Origin of the sequence: Pseudomonas sp. UFMG81, assembly GCF_015354575.1 — a bacterium.
Lineage (GTDB): Bacteria > Pseudomonadota > Gammaproteobacteria > Pseudomonadales > Pseudomonadaceae > Aquipseudomonas.
This window is the reverse complement of record NZ_JACAFQ010000005.1, coordinates 151,613-167,724: the sequence shown is the minus strand read 5'-3', so window position 1 is coordinate 167,724 and position 16,112 is coordinate 151,613. Positions and strand designations below refer to the sequence as shown.

General features: G+C 60.3%; 12 protein-coding genes. 6 read left to right on the top strand and 6 right to left on the bottom strand.

Annotated features, from left to right (window positions below):
- Nucleotides 1-9: 9 nt before the first annotated feature.
- Nucleotides 10-1,197 (bottom strand): C17 cyclopropane fatty acid synthase CfaB, encoded by a 1,188-nt coding sequence (cfaB, locus tag IX761_RS05820; RefSeq protein WP_194788669.1) that lies wholly within the window; start codon nt 1,195-1,197, stop codon nt 10-12.
- Between the two features lie 213 nt (nt 1,198-1,410).
- Here cfaB and lpdA point away from each other — a divergent pair, with 213 nt between their 5' ends.
- Nucleotides 1,411-2,811 (top strand): dihydrolipoyl dehydrogenase, encoded by a 1,401-nt coding sequence (gene lpdA / locus IX761_RS05815; RefSeq protein WP_194788668.1) that lies wholly within the window; start codon nt 1,411-1,413, stop codon nt 2,809-2,811.
- A gap of 133 nt (nt 2,812-2,944) precedes the next feature.
- Here lpdA and hcnC read toward each other — a convergent pair whose 3' ends face one another.
- The 5 genes from hcnC to IX761_RS05790 form a co-directional block, all read right to left on the bottom strand.
- Entirely contained in the window at nt 2,945-4,195 is a 1,251-nt protein-coding gene (gene hcnC / locus IX761_RS05810) for a cyanide-forming glycine dehydrogenase subunit HcnC (RefSeq protein WP_194788667.1), read from the bottom strand.
- 2 nt (nt 4,196-4,197) lie between these two features.
- Nucleotides 4,198-5,592 (bottom strand): cyanide-forming glycine dehydrogenase subunit HcnB, encoded by a 1,395-nt coding sequence (gene hcnB, locus IX761_RS05805; RefSeq protein WP_194788666.1) that lies wholly within the window; start codon nt 5,590-5,592, stop codon nt 4,198-4,200.
- A complete protein-coding gene (gene hcnA / locus IX761_RS05800; RefSeq protein ID WP_194788665.1) occupies nt 5,589-5,903 on the bottom strand; it encodes a cyanide-forming glycine dehydrogenase subunit HcnA in 315 nt (104 codons plus the stop codon). The genes hcnB and hcnA overlap by 4 nt, the downstream gene beginning before the upstream one ends.
- Before the next feature lie 138 nt (nt 5,904-6,041).
- Entirely contained in the window at nt 6,042-6,512 is a 471-nt protein-coding gene (locus IX761_RS05795) for a hypothetical protein (RefSeq protein ID WP_194788664.1), read from the bottom strand.
- Between the two features lie 167 nt (nt 6,513-6,679).
- The gene (locus IX761_RS05790; RefSeq protein WP_194788663.1) at nt 6,680-6,883 is read right to left on the bottom strand and encodes an abortive infection family protein; all 204 of its coding nucleotides are present in this window, start codon (nt 6,881-6,883) and stop codon (nt 6,680-6,682) included.
- A gap of 203 nt (nt 6,884-7,086) precedes the next feature.
- Here IX761_RS05790 and IX761_RS05785 point away from each other — a divergent pair, with 203 nt between their 5' ends.
- The 5 genes from IX761_RS05785 (at nt 7,087) to IX761_RS05765 (ending at nt 16,024) form a co-directional block, all read left to right on the top strand.
- Entirely contained in the window at nt 7,087-8,058 is a 972-nt protein-coding gene (locus IX761_RS05785; protein ID WP_194788662.1) for a fimbrial protein, read from the top strand.
- A gap of 55 nt (nt 8,059-8,113) precedes the next feature.
- On the top strand, nt 8,114-10,927 hold the full coding sequence (locus IX761_RS05780) for an ATP-binding protein (RefSeq protein ID WP_194788661.1): 2,814 nt from the start codon (nt 8,114-8,116) through the stop codon (nt 10,925-10,927).
- On the top strand, nt 10,914-12,101 hold the full coding sequence (locus tag IX761_RS05775; protein WP_194788660.1) for an EAL domain-containing protein: 1,188 nt from the start codon (nt 10,914-10,916) through the stop codon (nt 12,099-12,101). The genes IX761_RS05780 and IX761_RS05775 overlap by 14 nt, the downstream gene beginning before the upstream one ends.
- An 86-nt stretch (nt 12,102-12,187) precedes the next feature.
- Nucleotides 12,188-15,355: a hybrid sensor histidine kinase/response regulator gene (locus tag IX761_RS05770; RefSeq protein ID WP_194788659.1), complete on the top strand. Its 3,168-nt coding sequence runs from the start codon at nt 12,188-12,190 to the stop codon at nt 15,353-15,355.
- Nucleotides 15,356-15,376: 21 nt separating this feature from the next.
- Nucleotides 15,377-16,024, top strand: a complete 648-nt coding sequence (locus tag IX761_RS05765) for a response regulator (protein ID WP_194788658.1) — start codon at nt 15,377-15,379, stop codon at nt 16,022-16,024.
- Nucleotides 16,025-16,112: the final 88 nt, after the last annotated feature.

Sequence of the window (16,112 nt, the reverse complement as noted above, 5' to 3'; positions counted from 1 at the left end):
GCCGCACACCTATCCGCGATAGAGGTCCTCACGCGTCCAGGGCAGGTCATGGTGGCCATCGGCGTAAGGTTTCACGGCAAGAATCTGGTGCAGGTTGATCCAGCCCTTGGTGAAGGCATAGGCACAGCCGGCCAGGTAAAGGCGCCAGATGCGCAGGGTCTTTTCCGGCACCAGCGCGGCAGCGCGGTGCAGCTGGTTCTCCAGGTTCTCGCTCCAGTGGTTGAGGGTCTTGGCGTAGTGCAGGCGCAGGCTCTCCACGTCCACCACCTCGAGCCCGGCCTCGCAGATGCGCGCGGTGATCATCGAGATATGCGGCAACTCGCCGTGTGGGAACACATAGCGGTCGATGAAATCACCCGCGCCACGACCGACCGGGCGACCGTCCACATGCTTGGCGGTGATGCCATGGTTCATCACCAGGCCACCCTCGCGCACCGCGCCAAACAATTTGCGGCAGTAGAGCTCGAGGTTGGCATGGCCGACGTGCTCGAACATGCCGACACTGACCACCTTGTCGAATCGGCCGTCCTGGGGCAGGTCGCGGTAGTCGAGGATCTGCAGCTCGACCTTGTCGCCCAGCCCCTCCTCCATGACCCGCTGCCGGCCCAGCTTGAGCTGCTCCTTGCTCAGGGTGATGCCGAACACCTTGGCGCCATATTCACGGGCGGCGAAACGCGCCAGCCCACCCCAGCCGCAGCCGACATCCAGCAGGTGGTCGCCCGCCTGCAAACGCAGCTTGCGGCACAGGTGGTCGAACTTGTCCTGCTGGGCCTGGGCCAGGGTGTTGTCCGGCTCTTTGAAATAGGCGCACGAGTAGACCATGTCCGGGTCCAGCCACAACTGGTAGAAGTCGTTGGACAGGTCGTAGTGATAGGAGATGGCTTCGGCGTCGGTGTCTTTATCGTGAGCGGTACGCTGGGGCAGTACGTCGTCTTCATCGCTGAGCAGCGCGTCGCCGAGCTCGTCGCACACCCGGATCACTTCACCGATATCGCCTTCGAGCTCCAGCTGGCCTTCGACGAAGGCCGACCCCAGTGCTTCGAGGTTTGGGTGGGTAAGCTGGTTGATCAGCTGGGGATCCTTGACCACGATCGTGACCTGCGGGCTCGGCCCCAGATCGAACTGATTGCCGTCCCACAGCTTGATGCGCAAAGGTATGTCCAGGCTCTGCAATACCGGTGGAAGTTGCGCAAGCATTCATGACCCTCCCTTTCATCTGTACGGGACGCCACGCCTAAACCTGTGGACGTCACCGCATGAGGGTAGTTCATTCGTGCGAAGTTTCCGTTAAGCACGACCATGGTCTAGAACTATCTGACGCGGTTAGCACAGCGGATTGTATACAATCTGCTGCGCGCAGACTAACCTTATGCCCCTCTTCGCTTCCCCCACCCTTGGAGTGACAAACCCATGAAATCCTATGACGTGGTGATCATCGGCGGCGGCCCCGGCGGCTATAACGCGGCGATCCGGGCTGGCCAGCTGGGCATGAGCGTAGCTTGTGTCGAAGGCCGTTCGACCCTCGGTGGCACCTGCCTGAACGTCGGCTGCATGCCATCCAAGGCGCTGCTGCATGCCTCCGAGCTGTTCGAGGCGGCCAGCGGTGACGAGTTCGCGCACCTGGGCATCGAGGTCAAGCCGAGCCTGAACCTGGCGCAGATGATGAAGCAGAAGGACGAAAGCGTGACCGGCCTGACCAAGGGCATCGAGTACCTGTTCCGCAAGAACAAGGTCGACTGGGTCAAGGGCTGGGGCCGCCTGGACGGCGTCGGCAAGGTGGTGGTCAAGGCCGAGGACGGCAGCGAGAGCACCTTGCAGGCCAAGGACATTGTCATCGCCACCGGCTCCGAACCTACCCCGCTGCCGGGCGTGACCATCGACAACCAGCGCATCATCGACTCCACCGGTGCCCTGGCGCTGCCCCAGGTGCCCAAGCACCTGGTCGTCATCGGCGCCGGCGTGATCGGCCTGGAGCTGGGTTCGGTATGGCGCCGCCTGGGTGCCGAGGTGACGGTGATCGAGTACCTGGACCGTATCTGCCCGGGCACCGACGAAGAAACTGCCAAGACCCTGCAGAAGGCCCTGGCCAAGCAAGGCATGGCCTTCAAGCTCGGCAGCAAGGTCACTCAAGCCACGGCCTCGGCCGATGGCGTGAGCCTGACGCTTGAGCCGGCCGCTGGTGGCGAGGCGCAAACCCTGCAAGCCGACTACGTGCTGGTGGCCATCGGCCGTCGTCCGTACACCCAGGGCCTGAACCTGGAAAGCGTGGGGCTGGAAACCGACAAGCGCGGCATGCTCGCCAACGACCACCACCGCAGTGCAGTGCCGGGCATCTGGGTGATTGGTGATGTCACCTCCGGCCCGATGCTGGCGCACAAGGCCGAAGACGAAGCAGTGGCCTGCATCGAGCGCATCCACGGCAAGCCGCACGAAGTGAACTACAACCTGATCCCGGGCGTCATCTATACCCGTCCAGAGCTGGCCAGCGTCGGCAAGACCGAAGAGCAGCTGAAGGCCGAAGGCCGCGCCTACAAAGTCGGCAAGTTCCCCTTCACCGCCAACAGCCGCGCCAAGATCAACCATGAGACCGAAGGCTTCGCCAAGGTGCTCGCCGACGCCAACACCGACGAGGTACTGGGTGTGCACCTGGTGGGGCCAAGCGTCAGCGAGATGATTGGCGAGTTCTGCGTGGCCATGGAGTTCTCGGCCTCGGCCGAAGACATCGCCCTCACCTGCCACCCGCACCCGACCCGCTCCGAGGCCCTGCGCCAGGCGGCGATGAATGTGGATGGGATGGCGATGCAGATCTGATCTCACAGGGGCTGCTACGCAGCCCTTTCCGGCCGGTCCGGCGCCCCGGCAAGGCCGCTCCTACAGAGAAATAGGTCTTCTGTAGGAGCGGCCTTGTGCCGCGAAAGGGTCGCGCAGCGACCCCGGCACTCTATCAGCCGTGCGCGACTTTTTTGTCCACACCCTCTTCGAACCGCGACGCCAGGAATGGCGTGATATCCAGCGGCAACGCCTCGTTGTGGACAACCTTGTCCAGCAGCACTCCGGTAATTGCCGAGGTGAGGATGCCAGTACGGAAATGTCCACAGGCATTGAAATACCCCTCGACATTATCCACAGGCCCGAGGATCGGCAGCTCATCCGGCGACCCCGGACGTAGCCCGGCCCAGGTGCGCTTGAGGTTGACCTGCGCCAGCTCCGGCACGCAACGGATCGCGCCCTGCACCAGCCCACTGATCTCCGGGAAGGTGTTGCTCACATCGAAGCCCTTCTCTTCCGTGGTACTGCCGATCAGGATCTCGCCGTTGTCTTTCTGCGCCATGTAGCAATCGCTGGTGGTGATGCAGCCGTCGAGCAGCTTGGGCAGACGCTCGGTCAGCACGATCTGGCCCTTGACCGGCTTGACCGGGATACTCTGCCCGGTCGCCCACTCGCTCAACTCGGCCGCCCAGGCGCCAGCGGCGTTGATCAACGTACCGCAATGGAATTCGCCCGCTTCGGCGGTGCGCACCCCCTTGATGCGCGAACCTTCGTGCAGCACGCCGGTGATGTTCACGTTCGGGTACAGGTCGACGCCGTTCTGCCGCGCCGCCTCCATGAACGCATCGCCCAGGCGGAACGGGCTGACCTGATGATCGCAGAGAAACTCCAGCGCGCCATGGGCCTTGAGCGTCACCGCCGGCTCCGAGGCGCGCAGCGCATCGCGGTCGAGCCAGCGCACCTGGTCGGCCAGGTGTGGGATCTGTTTGACGATGTGCTCGGCGTACAGCTGGTCTTCTTCATCCTGGATGATGTACTTGAGCCCGGTGTGCTCGAACTTGAAATCCATGCCGTGGCGCTCGATCAGCTCCTGGTGCAGCTGTGGATAAAGCGCGTTGGACTGCAAGGCGAAGTCGAAGAAGCATTCGGGCAGGATGTGCGGCGTGCTCGAATCGACCACCACCGCCGCGCCATTGGCCTCGCGCTTGCTGAGCGAGGACATCATGCGAAAGAAGATCACCCCGCAGCCCAGCCCCACCGACTCGCCGATGGCCCACAGGCCGCCGGCCGAGGCGCGCGTGGCGTTGCCCGGGCGCTTGCAGTCGATCAGGGCGATCTTGAGGTTGTTGCGCTTGGACAGCTGGTAGGCGCAGGACGCGCCGATCACGCCACCGCCGGCAATGATGATGTCGTAGTGCTTGGTCATGTTCAGGCCTCCGTGCCCAGGTGGGCGAATGCGGAAAACGGGATCGGGTCCACCGGGAAGCGCGGGCGCAGCCAGCCCACGTCCTGGCGCCCGGTGGCATCGCGCAGGCGATCGCTGCAGTAGCCGACGCACATGCGGCCCTGGCAGTCGCCCATGCTCACCCGGGTGCGCATCTTCAGGCTGGCCATGTCTTCGACGCCCTGCTCCAGGGCCAGGTCGATCTGCTCACGGGTGACGTGCTCGCAACGGCAGATCACCGTGTCGGCCTGCGGCAGTTCGACCTGCGCCGCGCCGCGTGCGGTGTAGCGCTCCACCCCGGCGCGGAAGCGCTTGATCGCTGCCAGCTTGCCCAGGTACAGCTCGCGCCGTTCGATGGCTTGCTCGTGGTTGAGCTTGCCCATCTGCAGCAGCATCGACACTGCGGCGATACGCCCGGTCAGCATCGCCGCCTCGCCACCGCGAATACCCGCCATGTCGCCGGCCAGGTGCACGCTCGCACGGCTGCTCTGCTGCCATACATTGCACTCGGCGCGCAGGTAGCCGTCCTCGCTGAAACCGTGCTCAAGCCCCAGTTGCTGGCTGAGCTGGGTACGTGGGATGAAGCCGTAGCCCACCGCCAGGGTGCGCACTTGCTCGCGCTGGACACGGGTCATGTCCGGCTTCCAGTCCTGGGTATAGGGGGCGACGCTGACTTCTTGCAGTTCACCTTCGCCGGTGGCGCCGACCACCCCCCAGCCATAGTGCATGGGGATGCCATTGAGCTTCATGTAGGCGAGCATACTCAGGCCATCGAGGAACAACTGTGGCTTGTTCATCAGCGCCAGGCTTTGCTTGGCGATGCGGTTGAACGCGCAGGCTTCATATACTCCGGCAACCTTGGCCCCGGCGGCGTGCAGCTGGCAGGCCACCAGCGGCAACAAAGGCCCGGTGCCGGCGATCAGGGTGCTGCCCAGCGGCTTGACCACGCCGCTCTTGATCTGCAACTGCAAACCGCCCAGCATGATCACCCCCGGCAGGGTCCAGCCAGGGAACGGCACGTTGCGCTCGTGGCAGCCTGCAGCCAGCAACAGGTGTGAGTAGTCGATTTCGTGGAGCTGCTCATCTGCATCGAGCACCATCAGGCGCTGGTCATCGCCACCTACCACCCGGTGGCCCAGGCGCAGGTCGATATGCTCGGCACTGGCGGCGAAATCCTCGTGCAGCGTGTTCAGGGCCTTGGCATAGCGCGGCCCGAGATAACCGAGGTCGACCCCAGCACGCAGCGGGCCGCGATAAACGACACCGCCCGGGCGCGAGGCTTCATCGAACATCAGGCAGTCGACGCCGTGCTCGGCCAGCTCGATGGCCGCGCCCATGCCCGCCGAGCCGGCCCCGACGATTACCGGACGCAGGCTCATGGGCGGCCCTCCGCTTGTACCCGGTTCACTTCGGTTTCGATGCGCATGCCGGGCTGGACCACGGTCTGGCAGGCTCGGCGCTTGGGCCGGCCATCGATCTGCACCAGGCAACAGTGGCACACGCCCATGCCGCAGAAGGCACCGCTGAGCTGGTCATGGTCATTGCGCGCCAGCTGGCGCAGGCCAATGGCGTTGAGCACACTGAGGACGGTCTCCCCGGCACTGGCCACGGCGGGCAGGCCATTGACCAACAGGGTCATTTCAGCGCCTTCCAATGGCTGGATATCGTGCTTTCGTTGCAAGGTTTGCATTTATTGTCGTCCTTGATGACTGATGGGTCGCAGGACGTTAGGGCAAACACCAAGGGAAAACATTGATCCATGCCTGATTGAGGCGACAGAAAATTCCTGTAATGGCAGGCGTGCAATCGAGGTCTCAAAACCTGACGATCAGGTCGAGCAGTTCAGCTTGGCGGGATACAGGTCTATGTAGAACAACGTTCCATCATCGTCGCCAACGTACTGATGCCATTGCCGGAAACCGAACCTGCGCATCGCATCGAGCACCTTCGGCTCCTTGCAAGCCAGCGCCTCCAGCTTCACCTGTGCTCGGTCCTGCATCTTCGCCCTGCGCTCCCACGGCAGGCTGCTGGACGCCAGATCGACTCGGTAGCGATAGACGAAGGTGTCGCCGTAGATGAGTTCGATCTTCTTGAGCGTGGTCACTGCATCGACCTGCCTGGGTAGCAGGCTGTTCATCTGCAACAGGTCTTCGACAAACTGCGCCTGCTGAACAGCCCTGCGCTCTTGGGCCATGAGCGAGAAGTAGCGCCCGAGCAGCAGGATCACCAGTGTTGCGCCAATCGAAAAGTAGAACTTGCGCATACTGCGCGGCCTTTTCGGGGCCAGTTTCATCAACATGCGTTATCTCATCCTGAGAATGAAAAAGCCCCTGGCGGACCAAGGGCTGGCTATGAATGGTAATTGAGAATTAAAACTGTCGCAAAGGGCTGAAATGCAGATCTACGCATGTGCGCTAGAGAATTAAAACTGTCGCAACCAGCACTGACGAGGCTTTGATCTGTTTTTTAACGCAGCTCTTGCCCTGACGGTGACGTCCACGTCGTAAGCAGAAACATTGCCATGGAGCCAACTAGGTTTACGGCCAGTTCGGCGTGCCAGGGTGATGCCGTCGCATCATTTTTACCCTTTCCGTGCGCATCGCTGAGGCGATTTTTCAACAATGATGTGTGAAACAAAAACTGAAATGTGATCGTGCCACTGACCGACATAACTATGCCTGATTAACAGCACTCCATTCCTAAGCGCCGTATCGCTTGGCCGAAAGAAGCCATACGAGAATTTCGACCACAATAGGGTTCAACAAGCCATATCACACTATAGGAAGAGAGGCTTTTAGGAATCGCCTGATGTCCGTCGGTGGGCACCGCGCTTACGTTACCGTGCCCTTTGGCCCCTACGTATAGCCCTCTTCATGAAGCATTTAAAACTTCAGTACCCGCTGCTCACCCTCGTCTCGGCAACATTGCTGACGTGCGCCCCGCAGGCCATGGCCGGCAGCTGCACATTCCGTGCTGGTTCGAGCACAGAAACCCTTAACTTCGGCGCCAGCCTGGCCAACACCAGCCTAACGATTCCTGCTGACACACCCAATGGAACGGTGGTCTACCAAGACACCCTGCAAAGCACCGGGCACGGCTGGGGGTGCACGCTGCCTTCACAATTCGGTGTGCTGCTCGATCCTAGGCTGGGCAGCGTCTCCAGCGTGGTAAGTATCTTCCCCTTGGGCAAGTCCGGGCTGTCGTACCGCATCTGGATAGACGCGCTGAATCGCTACCAGCAGTCGTTGCTCACCATCGTGCCGAGCGCCTACTGGGGCTTCTCGCCCGGCAGTATGCGCTTGGAAATCGTCAAGAGCGGCGAACTGACATCGCAGGTCAAGGTCGATGCAGGCGCCCTGGGCGCCTTGCAAGACGATGATCTGATCCTGACAAAATTCAATCTAAGCAACCCCATCGTGTTGAATGCCGCTTCGTGCCAGACGCCGTCCGTGCCGGTGGCCATGGGTGATGACTATAAACTCCATGAGTTTCGCGACGCTGGCCCCACACCTCGAAAGGTGCCGTTCAACATTGGCTTGAACCAGTGCCAGACCGGTATCAAGAAAGTCACTTACTCGCTCAAAGCCAACACCCCGGTCATCGACGCCGCAAAAGGCATCGTCGCGCTCAACGACAGTTCCACCGCGAAAGGCGTCGGCCTGCAGTTGCTCAATGATGCTGGGCAACCGATCGCTCTGGATGCGACTTACCCATTTGATGCGTTCACAACCACTGGCACCGACTTCAAGATTCCCTTGTCAGCTTCGTACTACCGTCTGACGACAGAGGAGCTCAAGGCCGGCAGCGCCAACACCGAAGTCACCTTCATCGTTAACTACCTGTAACCAATCTAAGGATCGTCTGATTTTCCCGGTATCCGGCCGTCCCTACATTGCCGGGATGAGATTAAAGAACTACCTCCATCAGATCAGCCCCGTCCTGTCCACGCCCCATGCCGCGCGTCGCCTGTTGCGCATTTTTGCTGTCGTACTGCTGATGGGCATACTCGGCGGCGTGTACAGCTTCCTGCTGTCTCACTTCAACAACGAAGTCTCCCAACGTCGCAGCTACATGAGCAGCGCCATCGCCGAAGCGCACACCTTTTTTACATCCCGCGAAGCACTGCTCGAAAGCCTGAGCCTGTCGGCCACGCGCAAGGTCGAAATCGAGGCTCCGGTCTCCGATGAAGAAATACGCCTGCTGCTGGGGCATACGCCGGGCCCACAATGGAGTATCTGGCTGACCCGGCGCATGCGCGATTACCTCACGGCCAGGCAATTGAACCTGATCTACGTCAGCAGCGATTCACAGGCCCAAGTCTTGCGCCTGTTTAACGCAACGCCGGTGGTCGGTGACGTTTCCCAGGCCATGCTGGATCAACTGCAAGCCCTCAAACATCACAACACCGGCGCCCTGCAAGAACTCTGGCTTACCCACGCCGTTGACGGGCACTCGCAGTTGTACATTTTCATTCGGCTGGACGAGCGCGACATTGACTCCGGCTGGCTCGGCCTGGAAATGGACGACCGTGAAGTCTCCAGCGCCTTGAGCGACCACAGTGCAGGCGAGTTCACCATGTTCAACGCCCAGGGCAGAGCACTTTTCAGCAACAGTCTGAAACCGCCGCCCGGACAGGATCTGCCGCTCCTGCGGCAACAGGACTTTTTCGGTTTTGTTGGAACCGGCTGGTGGCCCGAGCAACTGGTGCTGCGCAAGCAACTGAAATCATCGGACTGGCAACTCACCTACTCCATCGATTTGCTGGAGGTGCTGTCGGCGCTGTGGCCACAAATGCTTGGGGCGCTGCTGTTCTGCTTGATGAGTAGCGGCCTGGTATGCGTGCTGACCCGGCGCCTGGAACACCGCTTCATCAACCCGGCGATTCATCGGATCCAGGCATTGGTGGAGAGCGAATTGTTCAGCCGCGACGTGATCCAGACCGCCCCGGTGGCGCTCTGCGTACTGCGACGTACCGATGGCCAGGTGGTGCTGGAAAACACCCTTGCCCGCCAATGGCTGGGCGAATGCCGCGCGCAACTAGGTACCGGATGGATCCGCGACGCCTTCGACGCTACAGAGCCGTTCCTGACAGATGACTTTGAGACCGCCGATGGTCGCCACCTTTACCTGAGTTGTGCGCCCACCCGCTACAAAGGCGAGGACGTGCTGCTGTGCGCATTCAGCGACATCAGTGCACGACGACAAATCGAAGAGGCGCTGGAGCAGGCCCGCCGATCGGCAGACGCCGCCAATGATGCCAAGACCTTGTTCCTCGCGACCATGAGCCACGAAATCCGTACACCGCTCTACGGCGTGCTCGGTACGCTGGAATTGCTTGCACGCACGCAACTGGATAGTCGACAGAAGAGTTACCTGCAAGCCATCGAGGGCTCGTCCGCCACGCTGCTGCAACTGATCTGCGACGTGCTGGATGTGTCGAAGATCGAGGCCGGACAACTGGCCCTGGAGTTGAGCGAGTTCTGCCCCATGACCCTGGTGCAAGAGGTAGTGCAGGGTTACGCGGCAGCGGCGCAGAATAAAGGCTTGCAACTGTATGCATGCCTCGACCCACAACTGCCGGATTGCTTGAGGGGGGATGCCAGCCGAGTGCGGCAGATCCTTAACAATCTGTTGAACAACGCGGTCAAGTTCACCGATTCCGGGCGTGTGGTACTGAGGGTCAAACTGCTGCGTCGCGAAGGCGAACGCGTGTGCCTGCAATGGCAAGTCTCGGACACCGGCAAAGGCATCGCCCATGACGAACAGACCTTCATTTTCGAACCGTTCTACCAGTCCGAAGGCAACACCAACGTGGTGGCGGGCACCGGCCTGGGCCTGCCCATTTGCCAGCGGCTAACACACTTGATGAACGGCACCCTGCGAATGGTCAGCGAGGCGGGGTTGGGCAGCAGTTTTGCCCTGAGTGTGCCGCTGGAGCAGCGCCCCAGCAATGTATCGCCTGCAGCCTTGTCAGCCTTGGCACCGGATATCGTTTATGTGGTCTCGCCCATCAGAGAACTGGCCGACAGCATCAGCGGCTGGCTGCGCCGCTGGGGTGCCCGACCGCAGATCGGCGCACCCGACGCCCTGGAAACTGACACGACGGCTGTGATGCTGGAACTCTATCCCACGCTCTTCGAACAACCTTCGAGACCCACATGGCAAGGACTGCGAGTATTGGCCAGCGGCGACGGTGCCCACGAGCCACAGTTCGACGGTGTTGGCTGGAAGGTCAATCTGAACGATCTGGCCGCAATTCAGCTCGCGGTTCGCCTGGCTCAGGGCGGCCCGGTTGCACAGCGCACGGAACCACACGAACCCTACACTGTGCGGCCATTGCGCCTGCATATCCTGGTGGCGGAAGACAACGTAATCAACCAGCTGATCTTGCGCGATCAGCTGGAGGAACTGGGCTGCACAGTGACGTTATCCGGCGATGGCGAGGAAGCGTTGTCGCTCTGGCGTGAGCGTGCGTTCGACATCGTTCTGACTGACGTCAACATGCCCCGACTAAATGGCTACGAACTGGCCAAGACTCTGCGACGTCAGGGCTGCACCCTCCCGATCATCGGCGCCACCGCCAACGCGATGCGCGGTGAGGACGCCCTGTGCCTGGCCGCCGGCATGAATCACTGCCTGGTCAAACCCTTTACGCTACGAGCCTTGTTCGCTGTCCTGGCTCCCTACGCACGAGTTGCTCATGAAGCCCTGTAGCATTTTGATTGTCGAAGACCACCCTTTCCAGCACCTGTACTTGCAGAACCTGTTCAACGAACTGGGCGAATTCAATGTCGTTTGCGCCAGAGACGGCGAAGCAGCACTGGCCTGCCTGAAAAAACGCGACTTCGACTTGGTACTCACCGATCTGCTGATGCCGGGCATGGACGGCGTGCAGTTCATTCAGGGGCTCGCCGCACTACGCTCGCGTCCCGCGCTGGCAATCATGAGTGCGGCCTCACGCCGTATGTTGATGGGCGCCAGCCTAGTGGCAAGCAACCTGCAGGTGAAGGTGATCGGACTGATTTCCAAGCCGGTGAGCACGGCAGCACTGCGCTGCCTGATCGATCAATTGCAGGCGCTGCGTCAGACTGCACCGGCCGAGACCCGCGAGGGCATCGACTGCCAAAGCATTCTGCAGGCGCTGGACAACGGCGAAATGCAAGCCTGGTTCCAGCCCAAGAAAGCCCTGAACAATGGCCGGATCGTAGCCGCCGAAGCACTGGTTCGCTGGATTCATCCCGAGCACGGCACACTGCTGCCCGGCGTATTCCTGCCGGCGCTAATCGCCTGCGGCCTCGAAGAACAATTGTTGTGGCGGGTGCTGGAACAATCGATTGCCGCCCAAATTGTCTGGCGCCAGCAAGGCTATGACATTCCGGTTTCGATCAACCTGCCCACGCACTTGCTCAACAGCCACGACCTGCCCGATCGCATCCTCGCGTTCGTGCTGGCCCATCAAGGTTTGCCGGCACGCATCTGCTTCGAGTTGATGGAGTGCTCGGTACCCGATGACATCAGCAACTTCTACGCCGGTGCCTGCCGCTTACGGATCAAAGGGTTCGAGCTGTCCCAGGACGATTTCGGCAAGGGCTACAGTTCCTACATGAACCTGGTCTCGGCGCCCTTCACCGAATTGAAGATCGACCGCGCACTGGTGCAAGGCTGCAATGCCAACGAGGAGCTGGCCCAGGCCCTGACCAGCATTGTCAGCCTGGGGCGGCAGTTGGGATTGACCGTGGTGGCGGAAGGTGTGGAAACCGCACAAGAACTTGCTCTGTTACGTAAAATCGACTGCACTCAGGTTCAGGGTTTCCTGATCTCTCACGCCGTGTCTTCGAATCAGTTCCAGCAATTGCTGGCCCATGACGGGCCGGCGAATGTTTATTGACCTGCAGGCCGGTGTTGACGAACGTCACTTGCTATCGAGGTCACCGTGTTCAAAGACTTTCCCATCACTGCGATCCAGGCACGCTGATGCCGCATCCCGACACCGTCCTGGAAAAACTTGCCAGCAGCTCATCGCGGCTGAACAAGGGCCTGCTGGTGCTGACCGCCCTTGTATTGCTGTTGCTCGGCATCAGCTACGTAGGGGTGATCCGCATGATTGAACAGCGGCACGATACCTTGCAATTTCATTTCGCCGCGCTGATGGAAAATGTCCGCGAACAGGAGACGTTCCTGCGCGAAATCGCCCTTGAAAGCAGCAAGGACGAGCCGATGCCCACAAGTACGCTGCCAATGCCCTTTCAAAAAGCTCTGCCCGATGAAGGACCGAACATTTATGAAGGTCGTAGCCTGCCGTTTTCGCTTCCCTACAGCCTGAAGATCAATCCGGACAAAATCGCAGTCGATCAATACCCTAGAATCTTCGCGCTCGGCTCTTACCTAGCTGCTTTCTACAGTGCGTTCTGGTCAGCGTCACATTATCAGTCGCCCCAAGTCATCTTGATCAACGGTCCCGACAACTTTGATATGGCCGTGCCCGCCGCCGGGCGTCTGCGTGGTGCGAACGCGATGCAGATCGGCGAGTTGGTCCAGGCAATGACCCAAATGAACAGGCGCATGCGCGAGCACAACTCGCCTGCGCGCGATCCTCAAGTGCATTGGGAACCCTATTCATCCGCCCGAGACAACAAGAACACGCCGACCCTAATGGCCTATGTGCGTATCAACCTGCCCAGGAGCGCGTTGAGCGTCGAAGGCGCCGATACCTGGGTGATACTGGCCTCGCTGCTGAATCTGTCCCAGGTCAATAACATCGAGCGACTGATGCAGTCGTCGATCTACGACAACTTCACCTTGATCACACCCGGTGGTGTAACCCTGACTGGAACCTTGAATCCCGGCCAGACGCTGCACGATGGGGTGAATTTCAACCGTGACGGACTGGTGTTCAAACTGATCACCCCCGGTGAGGACCACTGGACGGCAATCTACGTCATCAGTGTGCAGAGCTTTCTCGATTACGCGCTATGGCCATTGCTGTGCCTGATCGCGCTGGTGCTGACGATTCTTGGCTGCAGTCGCGCCATCAATCGCTGGTACCGAACGCGGGTCATTCTGCCTGCACAGAGCGCACACGCCAGCATCGCCGAAAGCGACGCGTTCAGTCGCACGGTGATCGATACGGCACCGACCGGCCTGTGCGTGATCCGTCGTAGCGACCACCACGTGCTGCTCGAAAACCAGCGTGCCCAACAATGGCATGACAACAGCCAGTTGATGCGTTTGCTCATATCGCGTACCGAGTCCGGCCACGCTGATGTCGAAATTGGCGGGCGTCACTTGCACGTCGCCTTTGTACCTACCCGTTACCAGGGTCAGGACGCCTGGCTGTGTGCGTTGCATGACGTGACCCGGCATGTCGAGGACGCGTTGACACTGGAGGAGGCGCGCCAGGCCGCCGACTCGGCGAATCAGGCCAAGAGCCGGTTCCTCGCCACCATGAGTCATGAGATCCGCACCCCCCTTTATGGCGTGCTGGGCACTCTGGAACTGCTTGAACTGACGCCGCTCGCCCCGCGCCAGCAGGATTACCTGCACACCATCCAGCGATCCTCCGCCACGTTGTTCCAACTGATCAGCGATGTGCTGGATGTATCGAAAATCGAAGCCGGGCAGATGACCCTGGAGCTTCAGGATTTCTGCCCGCTGGAACTGACTGAAGACACCGTGCGCGGCTATAGCGCCTTAGCCCGATCCAAGGGTCTGCAACTCTATGCCTGCATTGACGCGACACTACCGGACCGGGTGCGCGGTGACCCGCTGCGGATTCGCCAGATCCTCAACAACCTGCTGAGCAATGCGATCAAATTCACCGACAATGGCCGCGTCGTACTCAGGGTACGGGTGCTGGACAGCATCAACAGCCGAGTCAACATGCAGTGGCAGGTCAGCGACTCGGGGATGGGGATTTCCCAGGCACAGCAACAACAACTGTTCGCCCCTTTCTATCAGGTCAACAACGCTACCGATCAGGCCGGTGCCGGCCTCGGTCTGGCCATTTGCAGATGGTTGTGCGAATTGATGGCGGGTCAGTTGGACGTGGTCAGCGAACCCGGGCTGGGCAGCAGTTTCACTCTGCAACTCGGGCTGGAGTGCGTGCCCGGCGAGTTGGCCGACTGCCCCGTATTCAGCCCCGGTGCTCCTGCCGTATATGTGCGCGCACAAGTCGCTGAGCAGGCACAACACCTCATGGGCTGGCTCACCCGCTTTGGCCTCGAGTGCAGCCTGGCGAAGGTCGACACGCCAGAGCCATCTGCGCTTCTGGTGGAGTTTCCCCCTCCCTCCCACACCTCACCCTGGCCTGGTACCAGGATCATTGCCACACCGGACGGGCCCACCCCGTCGCAGCGACGCGGTGCCGACCGAGAGGTCAACGCAGACAATGTCCGTGCGATCGCCTGGGCCATCTACACGGCCCGACACGGCACCAGCACCGACAATCATCCGTTGCCGTCGGAAAAGACCCGGTGCTTGAATCTGCAGGTGCTGGTGGCCGAAGACAACGTAATCAATTCGGCCATCATCAAGGAGCAACTGGAGGTGCTGGGCTGCTCGGTGACTGTCGCGGCCAATGGCGAACAGGCCCTGGCGCAGTGGTCTCCCGGACGCTTCGACCTGCTGCTAACCGATGTCAACATGCCGATCATGAACGGTTACCAACTGGCGGCCGCATTGCGCAAACAGGATCCGGCGTTGCCAATCATCGGTGTCACCGCCAACGCCCTGCGCGAAGAAGGCGAACGCTGCGCCGCCGTCGGCATGAATGCCTGGATGGTCAAGCCGCTCAACCTCGCTACCCTGCGCGAGCACCTTGAAAAACACTGCAAAATCGACTTGCCCGCGGCCATCGCCGCGCCGATAAAGCTTTCACCGAAAATGCGCGAACTGTTTGTCACGACTCTGCGCCAGGACGTGTCCGCCACGCTGGCGGCGCTGGATAACGCTGACGCTACGCGTGTAGCCCAGCAACTGCACAGTATGGCGGGTGCACTAGGCGCGGTGCAGGTCGAAGCCATGGCCACGGCATTTGTCGATCTGGAATGCCGCTTGAACGGCATGGCCGTGACCAGCGCTCTGGACCTGGAGGTCCGCCAGAACCTGTCTCGACTGCAAGACTTGCTGGATACCCTTGAATAATTTCATTCTGGAAATTCAACCATGGAAACCTTCAACGTTGTCATCGCCGATGACCATCCCATCGTACTAGTGGGGGTACGTGAGCTGGTTGAGCGTGACAAACGCTTTCGCGTTGTGGGCGAAGCCGTTTGCTCCAGCGAACTGATCAACCTGCTCGAAACCCGGCAGGTAGATCTGGTCATCACCGACTTCAATATGCCTGGCGACTCAATCTATGGCGATGGCTTGAAACTGGTGGAATACCTGACGCGGATTCACCCTACTGTCCGGTTGCTGGTGCTGACCATGATTTCCAACCCCCTGATCCTGACGCGCCTGCAAGAACTTGGAGTGCTAGGCATCATTCAGAAAAATCAGTTGCATAATGAAATCGAAACGGCGCTCATGGCCATTGCCCGGGGCAACCCAGTACGCGGTTACGAACCACCGCCGACTTCAGTAGTGGTCGACGGCGCAGATTTGGACGAACGCTTTACCCGACTGTCACCCAAAGAGCACGAGATATTGCGCTTGTTTGTCTCGGGATTGGGCGTCAGTGAGATCGCACGGGGATTGAACAGAAGTACGAAAACCATCAGCACGCAGAAGATATCGGCCATGCGCAAACTTGAAGTCCATAGCGACCAAGACTTATTGACTTATTGCATAGAGCGCAACCTGTTCAAATAAATATAAAAGTTGAAAAACATTAGGGAGGCTTTAGGAATCGTCTGATTCCTCATTAGAAGTGAGCACTTTATCGTGTTGTTTTACCCCG

What these genes read in the sequence shown, in the direction of transcription:
- IX761_RS05765 (WP_194788658.1), top strand. Translation starts at nt 15,377, where the DNA reads ATGGAAACCTTCAACGTTGTCATCGCCGATGACCATCCCATCGTACTA.
- hcnA (WP_194788665.1), bottom strand. Translation starts at nt 5,903, where the DNA reads ATGCAAACCTTGCAACGAAAGCACGATATCCAGCCATTGGAAGGCGCT.
- IX761_RS05795 (WP_194788664.1), bottom strand. Translation starts at nt 6,512, where the DNA reads ATGTTGATGAAACTGGCCCCGAAAAGGCCGCGCAGTATGCGCAAGTTC.
- lpdA (WP_194788668.1), top strand. Translation starts at nt 1,411, where the DNA reads ATGAAATCCTATGACGTGGTGATCATCGGCGGCGGCCCCGGCGGCTAT.
- IX761_RS05785 (WP_194788662.1), top strand. Translation starts at nt 7,087, where the DNA reads ATGAAGCATTTAAAACTTCAGTACCCGCTGCTCACCCTCGTCTCGGCA.
- IX761_RS05780 (WP_194788661.1), top strand. Translation starts at nt 8,114, where the DNA reads ATGAGATTAAAGAACTACCTCCATCAGATCAGCCCCGTCCTGTCCACG.
- IX761_RS05770 (WP_194788659.1), top strand. Translation starts at nt 12,188, where the DNA reads ATGCCGCATCCCGACACCGTCCTGGAAAAACTTGCCAGCAGCTCATCG.
- hcnB (WP_194788666.1), bottom strand. Translation starts at nt 5,592, where the DNA reads ATGAGCCTGCGTCCGGTAATCGTCGGGGCCGGCTCGGCGGGCATGGGC.
- cfaB (WP_194788669.1), bottom strand. Translation starts at nt 1,197, where the DNA reads ATGCTTGCGCAACTTCCACCGGTATTGCAGAGCCTGGACATACCTTTG.
- IX761_RS05775 (WP_194788660.1), top strand. Translation starts at nt 10,914, where the DNA reads ATGAAGCCCTGTAGCATTTTGATTGTCGAAGACCACCCTTTCCAGCAC.
- hcnC (WP_194788667.1), bottom strand. Translation starts at nt 4,195, where the DNA reads ATGACCAAGCACTACGACATCATCATTGCCGGCGGTGGCGTGATCGGC.
- IX761_RS05790 (WP_194788663.1), bottom strand. Translation starts at nt 6,883, where the DNA reads ATGTCGGTCAGTGGCACGATCACATTTCAGTTTTTGTTTCACACATCA.